The sequence below is a fragment of the Massilia phosphatilytica genome (genome assembly GCF_977014125.1).
This window is the reverse complement of the sequence record NZ_CDRNIL010000114.1, coordinates 1-5,610: the sequence shown is the minus strand read 5'-3', so window position 1 is coordinate 5,610 and position 5,610 is coordinate 1. Positions and strand designations below refer to the sequence as shown.

6 protein-coding genes and 1 pseudogene are annotated in these 5,610 nt (G+C 69.7%); 4 read left to right on the top strand and 3 right to left on the bottom strand.

Annotation, left to right across the window (positions count from 1 at the left end; all coding sequences use genetic code 11):
- Nucleotides 1–100 precede the first annotated feature (100 nt).
- Nucleotides 101–286, top strand: a complete 186-nt coding sequence (locus ACWNCF_RS03920; RefSeq protein ID WP_449406096.1) for a hypothetical protein — start codon at nucleotides 101–103, stop codon at nucleotides 284–286.
- Between the two features lie 398 nt (nucleotides 287–684).
- Entirely contained in the window at nucleotides 685–1,119 is a 435-nt protein-coding gene (locus ACWNCF_RS03915) for a carboxypeptidase regulatory-like domain-containing protein (RefSeq protein ID WP_449406095.1), read from the top strand.
- Here the strand turns inward: ACWNCF_RS03915 and pdxR are convergent.
- Nucleotides 1,116–2,572 (bottom strand): annotated as a pseudogene (pdxR, locus tag ACWNCF_RS03910) (MocR-like pyridoxine biosynthesis transcription factor PdxR). The gene ACWNCF_RS03915 and the pseudogene pdxR overlap by 4 nt on opposite strands.
- A gap of 89 nt (nucleotides 2,573–2,661) precedes the next feature.
- Here pdxR and ACWNCF_RS03905 point away from each other — a divergent pair.
- The gene (locus tag ACWNCF_RS03905) at nucleotides 2,662–3,300 is read left to right on the top strand and encodes a pyridoxamine 5'-phosphate oxidase family protein (protein WP_449406094.1); all 639 of its coding nucleotides are present in this window, start codon (nucleotides 2,662–2,664) and stop codon (nucleotides 3,298–3,300) included.
- On the opposite strand, the gene ACWNCF_RS03900 is transcribed toward ACWNCF_RS03905, so the two are convergent.
- Together ACWNCF_RS03900 and ACWNCF_RS03895 are read right to left on the bottom strand one after the other, a co-directional pair.
- Entirely contained in the window at nucleotides 3,290–4,018 is a 729-nt protein-coding gene (locus ACWNCF_RS03900) for a DUF3108 domain-containing protein (RefSeq protein WP_449406093.1), read from the bottom strand. The genes ACWNCF_RS03905 and ACWNCF_RS03900 overlap by 11 nt on opposite strands.
- Before the next feature lie 43 nt (nucleotides 4,019–4,061).
- Nucleotides 4,062–5,267 (bottom strand): DUF3108 domain-containing protein, encoded by a 1,206-nt coding sequence (locus tag ACWNCF_RS03895; RefSeq protein WP_449406092.1) that lies wholly within the window; start codon nucleotides 5,265–5,267, stop codon nucleotides 4,062–4,064.
- 139 nt (nucleotides 5,268–5,406) lie between these two features.
- Between ACWNCF_RS03895 and ACWNCF_RS03890 the strand changes: the two genes are divergently transcribed.
- The coding region (locus ACWNCF_RS03890) for a PhaM family polyhydroxyalkanoate granule multifunctional regulatory protein (protein ID WP_449406091.1) at nucleotides 5,407–5,610 on the top strand (204 nt) is incomplete at its 3' end.

Genomic DNA, 5,610 nt, shown 5'->3' with positions numbered 1-5,610 from the left:
GTAGGCAGGCAGCTTCGTCGCGCCGGGGTGACCGCATCGGGCACGTGTCGCCGACGCGCCGATGAACACGACAGGAACACGTTCGATGAAGGAGAAACCGATGACGCTGTTCACGAAAGTCGACGGCGTTCTTGATCGCGCCGTCGATCCGGCCTACCGGGACGGCGCGCTGTCCGGTTCCAGATATCCCGGCCGCTTACTCCAGCGCGGCGCAGCCCACGCTCTGCCTGAGCGCATCGCGCGACGGGGTGGCGGCTGCAATGAAGGCGCACACGGCCAACCGTAGCGGCCACCTGGAGATCGTCAGCATGCACGTGGCGGCCGACCGGATTTGCGATCTGCGCAATGCGTCGGCATTGGCGGCCATGGGAATTGGACAGACTCGAGGACGCCGTCGCACCCTGGCAAGAGGTCGTCGCCGGCGGGGGGCACCCCGAGGTCATGGTCTGTGCGCGACCGGCTGGAGGCGCTTGGCGCACAAGGGCTGGTCGATCCCTCGAGAAAGGCACCGGGCCTGTGGCATCTGGTTCTGTTTTCCGGGAACCAGGACGATTCTCCCACGGTCCATGTGATCGACTGATGTCGCCACGCCTCGTATGTCGCGCAGAAATTGGCGGGCCCGCGCCATGGTCCAGTTCATCGACGGGCGGGCAGGCTGGTCCGGCGCAACCGAGGAGAACAGCCATGCAACGAGCACTGATGAGCGCGGCCATGGTCGTGGCCGTTGCGTTGACATCGACCGCCGCCCTGGCGGGCCCCACCCCGCAGCAGCAGAACGGCATCACCTACATCAACGGCGGCGTCGGCACGGAAGAACAGGACGCGATGAAAGCCCAGCGCGCCAACTACAACCTGCTGCTGACCTTCGCGACCCAGCAGAGCGGCGCCTACCGGTCCGACGTCCAGCTCGACATCCTGGACACCAAGGGCACGCACCTGGTGAGCGCGGCGAACACGGGGCCGATGTTCTTCGCCAAGCTGCCGCCGGGCACGTACCGCATCATGGCGGCGGCCCAGGACAAGACCTTCAAGCGCACCGTCAAGGTTGGCAATGCGCCCAAGGAAATCGTCCTGCATTGGGAAAACGACTCGCCGGACGATCCGGGGCCGCAGGACTAAGCACTCGACGCAGCCAGCCGCCGCACGAGGTCGTCCATCCGCTCCGCCGGCACCTGGGCATAGCCGAGCAGCAGGCCGTTGCAAGGCGGCCCGCCCGGCAGCGCATGGGTCGACAGGGCATTCACGACGATGCCCTGCGCGCGCGCCCGGCGCACGATCTCCACGTCCGCCGGGCCGTCGGCGGGCAGGCGCAGCGCCAGGTGCATGCCCGCGGACGCCCCTTCCACGACGGCGCGATCGCCCAGGTGCCGGTCGAGCGCCGCGACCAGCGCATCGCGCCGCTGGCGGTACAGGCGGCGCATGCGGCGCAGGTGCAGCGCGAATTCGCCGCTGCGCAGGAATTCGGCCAGCGCCAGCGCTCCGCCGTGCGCCCCGCGGCCGACGACTGGGCGCGCATGGCCGCCAGCGGCAACGCCAGGCCGGCCGGCAGCGACGAGGAAGCCGATCCGCAGCGCCGGGAACATCGTCTTGCTGAACGTGCCGCAGTACAGCACGGGCGCATCCGGCACCAGGCCCTGCATGGCCGCCAACGGCGGGCCCTCGTGGCGGAATTCGCTGTCGTAGTCGTCCTCGACGATCAGCGCGCCGGCGGCACGCGCCCCGGCGATCAGCGCCATGCGCCGCGCCGGCGACATCACCACGCCAGCCGGATACTGGTGCGACGGCGTCGTGTAGATCAGCCTCGGGCGGCGCCGGGTCCAGTCCTGCACGGCGGGCGCCATGCCTTCGGCGTCGACGGTGATGCCTTCGACGACGAGACCGGCGCCCCGGAACGCCGCCAGCGCGCCGCCGTAGCCGGGATGCTCGATCCAGGCCGTGTTGCCCGCGTCGGCGCAGGCGTGGGCGCACAGGTCGAGGCTCGATTGCGTGCCGTCCGTGATGAACACCTGGCCCGGCTCGCACACCACGCCGCGCGACGCGCGCAGGTAGTCGGCGATGGCGGTGCGCAGCGCGGGCTCGCCGGCCGGGTCGCCGTAGTCAGCTGCGCCGCCGACAGCCCGCGCCAAGCGCGGTCCAGCAGGCGGCGCCACTGCGCGAGCGGAAACGCGCGCAGGTCCGGCACGCCGGGCGTGAACGGCAATCCGTCGCCGGGACTACCGTGCACGGTCCGCAGGTTCTGGGCGCGGCGCGCCAGGCCCGCCTGCGGCACGTCGGCCGCGCGCCGGCGCGGCGCGGGCGCGATGCCGGCGACCACCGTCCCGCGCCGGTCCGGGATCACGAATCCTTCGCAGGCCAGCTGCTCGTACGCATACAGCACGGTGTTGCGCGCGATGCCCAGTTCCTGCGCCAGCGCGCGCGTGGCCAGCAGGCGCGTGCCGGCCGCCAGCGTGCCGTCGCGGATGGCCGTGCGCAGGCATTCGTGCAGCAGCCGCTGGCGCGGCCAGGGGTGACCGGACAAGCCATGACGGGCGTGGTCGCGGGCGAAGGCGTCGAGCAGCAGCGCGTAATCCATCGTGGCTCCATGAAATTGCGTGGTCCTGGACCTGTTCCTGGAGCCATCCCGGCCATTATAGTGCGGCTTCCATCCCTACTTTCGAGGCCATGAACACTGCTCCTTCCCTCCGCACCCAGGTCAAGCGCGGCGCGCCCAAGGCGTCCTACGATCCCGCCCTGCTGCACGCCATCGTCGATGCCGCCTACATCTGCCAGATCGCCTTCGCCGACGCGCACGGCGTGCACTGCATCCCCACCGCCTGCTGGCGCAGCGGCGATCACCTGTACATCCACGGGTCGAACGGCAGCCGCATGCTGCAGCGCCTGACGGAACAGGATTGCTGCGTGACGATCACGCACCTGGACGGGCTCGTGCTGGCACGTTCCGCCTTCAGCCACACGATGAACTACCGCAGCGCGATGGTGTATGGCCGCTTCGAGGTCGTCGGCGAGGCCGCCAAGCGGCAGGCGCTGGAAGATTTCATGGAGCACCTGCTGCCGGGCCGCCAGGCCCTCGTGCGTCCCGGGAACGACAAGGAGTACGCCGCCACGACCGCACTGCGCATTTCCCTCGCCGAGGCTGTGTGCAAGGTCCGCAGCGGTCCGCCCAGCGACGACGAGGAAGACATGGACATCGCCACCTGGGCCGGCGTGCTGCCCCTCGCGCAGGTGCGCGGGACGCCCGTGCCGGACCCGCAGTGCACGCTGCCGGCGCCGGACCACGTGCGCGACTGGGTTACTTCTTGACGATCTTTTCCAGCGTCTGCTCGACGTAATCGCGGTCGTTGTCGGTGAAGCGCAGCTTGACGGGATACCACTCGTGTCCCGGCGCCAGCCAGATATCGAGGGTCTGGTCCTTCGATCCCGGCGGCGGCGCCCGCATCACGTGGACGGCATCCACTTCGCCGAGCGACGCGCCGGCCTGGACCTTTTCGCGGCCGACGACGCGGAACGTCCACGGGTCGGCGTCGCGCGGGCCGATCACGAAGAACCGCCATTCCGAGCCCGGCTTGAATTTGTCTTTCGCGGCGCGCGCGACCGCCACCAGTTGCCACGAAACCGACACGCGGTCCTGCTCGCCGCCCTTGATCGGGTAGGTCTTGTCGCCGTCGCTGAAGGTGATGGTCTTGCCGTCGCGGTCGAACGTGGCCGTCGTCGGGTCCTTGTGGAAGCGCTTGTCGTAGTACTCGGCCGGCGCGAGGCCCCAGGTGTCGACGACGCCCGTGCTGCGGTTTTCCGTCAGCTCGCCCAGCAGCGCCACGCGCGACTCGGCGTTGACCGAATACTTGCCGTCGTTCGCGCGCCAGGTGAGCGTCGCCTCGCCGTTCAGGTTGAAGCCGCGCTGGCGCGCGCCGATGGAATAGCTCAGGTCGGCCGACGGCGGCAGGTCAAACGGGCGCTTGACGGCCGGGTGCTCCTCCGCCGCGCCGGCCGGGCCGCCCATCACCGTCAGGGAGAGCGTCATGGCGACGAGTCCCGCGCCTGCCAGTTTCTTTACATTCTTCATATCAGCTTCCTGCTTGTTTGATCACGATATTGTTCACGGTCTGGGTCGTCACAGCCCCGCTCGCCTCGACGTTGCGGATCTGTACCGGATACCAGCCATAGCCCGGCGCCAGCCACAATTCCAGGCGCGAATTGTACGAGCCTGGCTTGGGTGGCCGCACGAGGTGCCACGTGGCGATGCGGCCCAGCGGCGTGTCGATCTGTTCCTGGCCGGCCACCGTAAACGTAAAAACGCTTGCGTCGCGGTCTTCGCCGACAAGGATGTCGATATTTCCCGACAATTGTTTCGGATCACCGCGCGCGATGGCCGCCAAGTCTGCAGCGGCACGCTGGCCTTGTCCTGCGCGCCCGGCACCAGCGGGTATTTCGCGGCCGATGCCGAAAACGTCAGCGTGCCGTCCGGACGATTGAAATGCGTCGCCGTCATGGCGCGCCCGCGCCGCTTCTCCGTCATCAGGGTGGGGACGAATCCTTCGTTGCCCACCGTACCCTCGCTCGTGAGGGTGAGCAGGTTCAGCGTGCGCGAACATGATGCGGATGCCCGCCTCGACCTGGACGCGATAACCGGACGGCGTCACCCGCCACGACAGCAACGCATCGCCGCTCCACTTCGTGCCGTTCGCGTCGGTGCGCGCGACGTCGAGCGTGATGTCGGCCGACGGCGGCATGTCGACCTTGTAGCGGCGCGCTTCCGGCGCGGCCGGCGGCTTCGGTGCCGCGTCCGCCTGGGCCTGCGCCGCCGCGCCCTGGGGCGCCGCCTGCCGCGATTGTACGGTGCCCGCGCCGCCGACGGCGCCATCCTGGCCCGTTTGCCGTGCCGCGGCATCCGCGGCGGCGATGCCGTCGGATTGCGGCGTCAATGCGGGCGTTGCGCCCGCTGCCGTGCCATCGGGCGCGCCTTGCGCCGGCGCGGCGTCATCCGGGCCGGGCGGCGGCGGCACGGGGATCACGGGCTCCGGCACCACCTCGGGCACCGGCGGCGGATCGAGCGCGGGCTGCGGCGGCGGCATGGGCGGCAGCGGACGGGGCTGCGGTGCCTCGACCAGCTCGGCCGTCAGGGGCGCGCGCGCCATCCGCGCGGAACGGTCGGGCACGCGGCCCACCTGGCCGGCGAACCAGACGAATACGAGCACGTGCAGCAGGATCGTGAGCACGCCCAGCGCCAGTTGCCGGCGGCGCCCGTGGTTCTTGGCGTATGCGGTCCTCATCCGCCTAGTGTAGCCGGTCCGCCCGCCGCACGCGTACCCGCCCCTGCATCCGCATCTATATCCGCTCTTATTTATCTGTTACGCTAGCGGCGACCAATTCAGGAGACCACCATGCTGAAACCCTCGCCCCATGCCCGGCATGACGGACACCCTGGACTTCGTCAAGAACCTGTGGGGATCGATGCAGATCCCCGGCACCGGCCTGCCCGGCATGCCGGGCATGGCCACGCCCCCGATGTCGACCGATGACCTGGACAAGCGCATCGCCGACCTCGAGGCGGTCGAGTCCTGGCCGAACCTGGACCTCACCATGCTGCGCGGGACCATCCAGGCCCTGGACGTA

What these genes read in the sequence shown, in the direction of transcription:
- ACWNCF_RS03920 (WP_449406096.1), top strand. Translation starts at nt 101, where the DNA reads ATGACGCTGTTCACGAAAGTCGACGGCGTTCTTGATCGCGCCGTCGAT.
- ACWNCF_RS03915 (WP_449406095.1), top strand. Translation starts at nt 685, where the DNA reads ATGCAACGAGCACTGATGAGCGCGGCCATGGTCGTGGCCGTTGCGTTG.
- ACWNCF_RS03905 (WP_449406094.1), top strand. Translation starts at nt 2,662, where the DNA reads ATGAACACTGCTCCTTCCCTCCGCACCCAGGTCAAGCGCGGCGCGCCC.
- ACWNCF_RS03900 (WP_449406093.1), bottom strand. Translation starts at nt 4,018, where the DNA reads ATGACGCTCTCCCTGACGGTGATGGGCGGCCCGGCCGGCGCGGCGGAG.
- ACWNCF_RS03895 (WP_449406092.1), bottom strand. Translation starts at nt 5,267, where the DNA reads ATGAGGACCGCATACGCCAAGAACCACGGGCGCCGCCGGCAACTGGCG.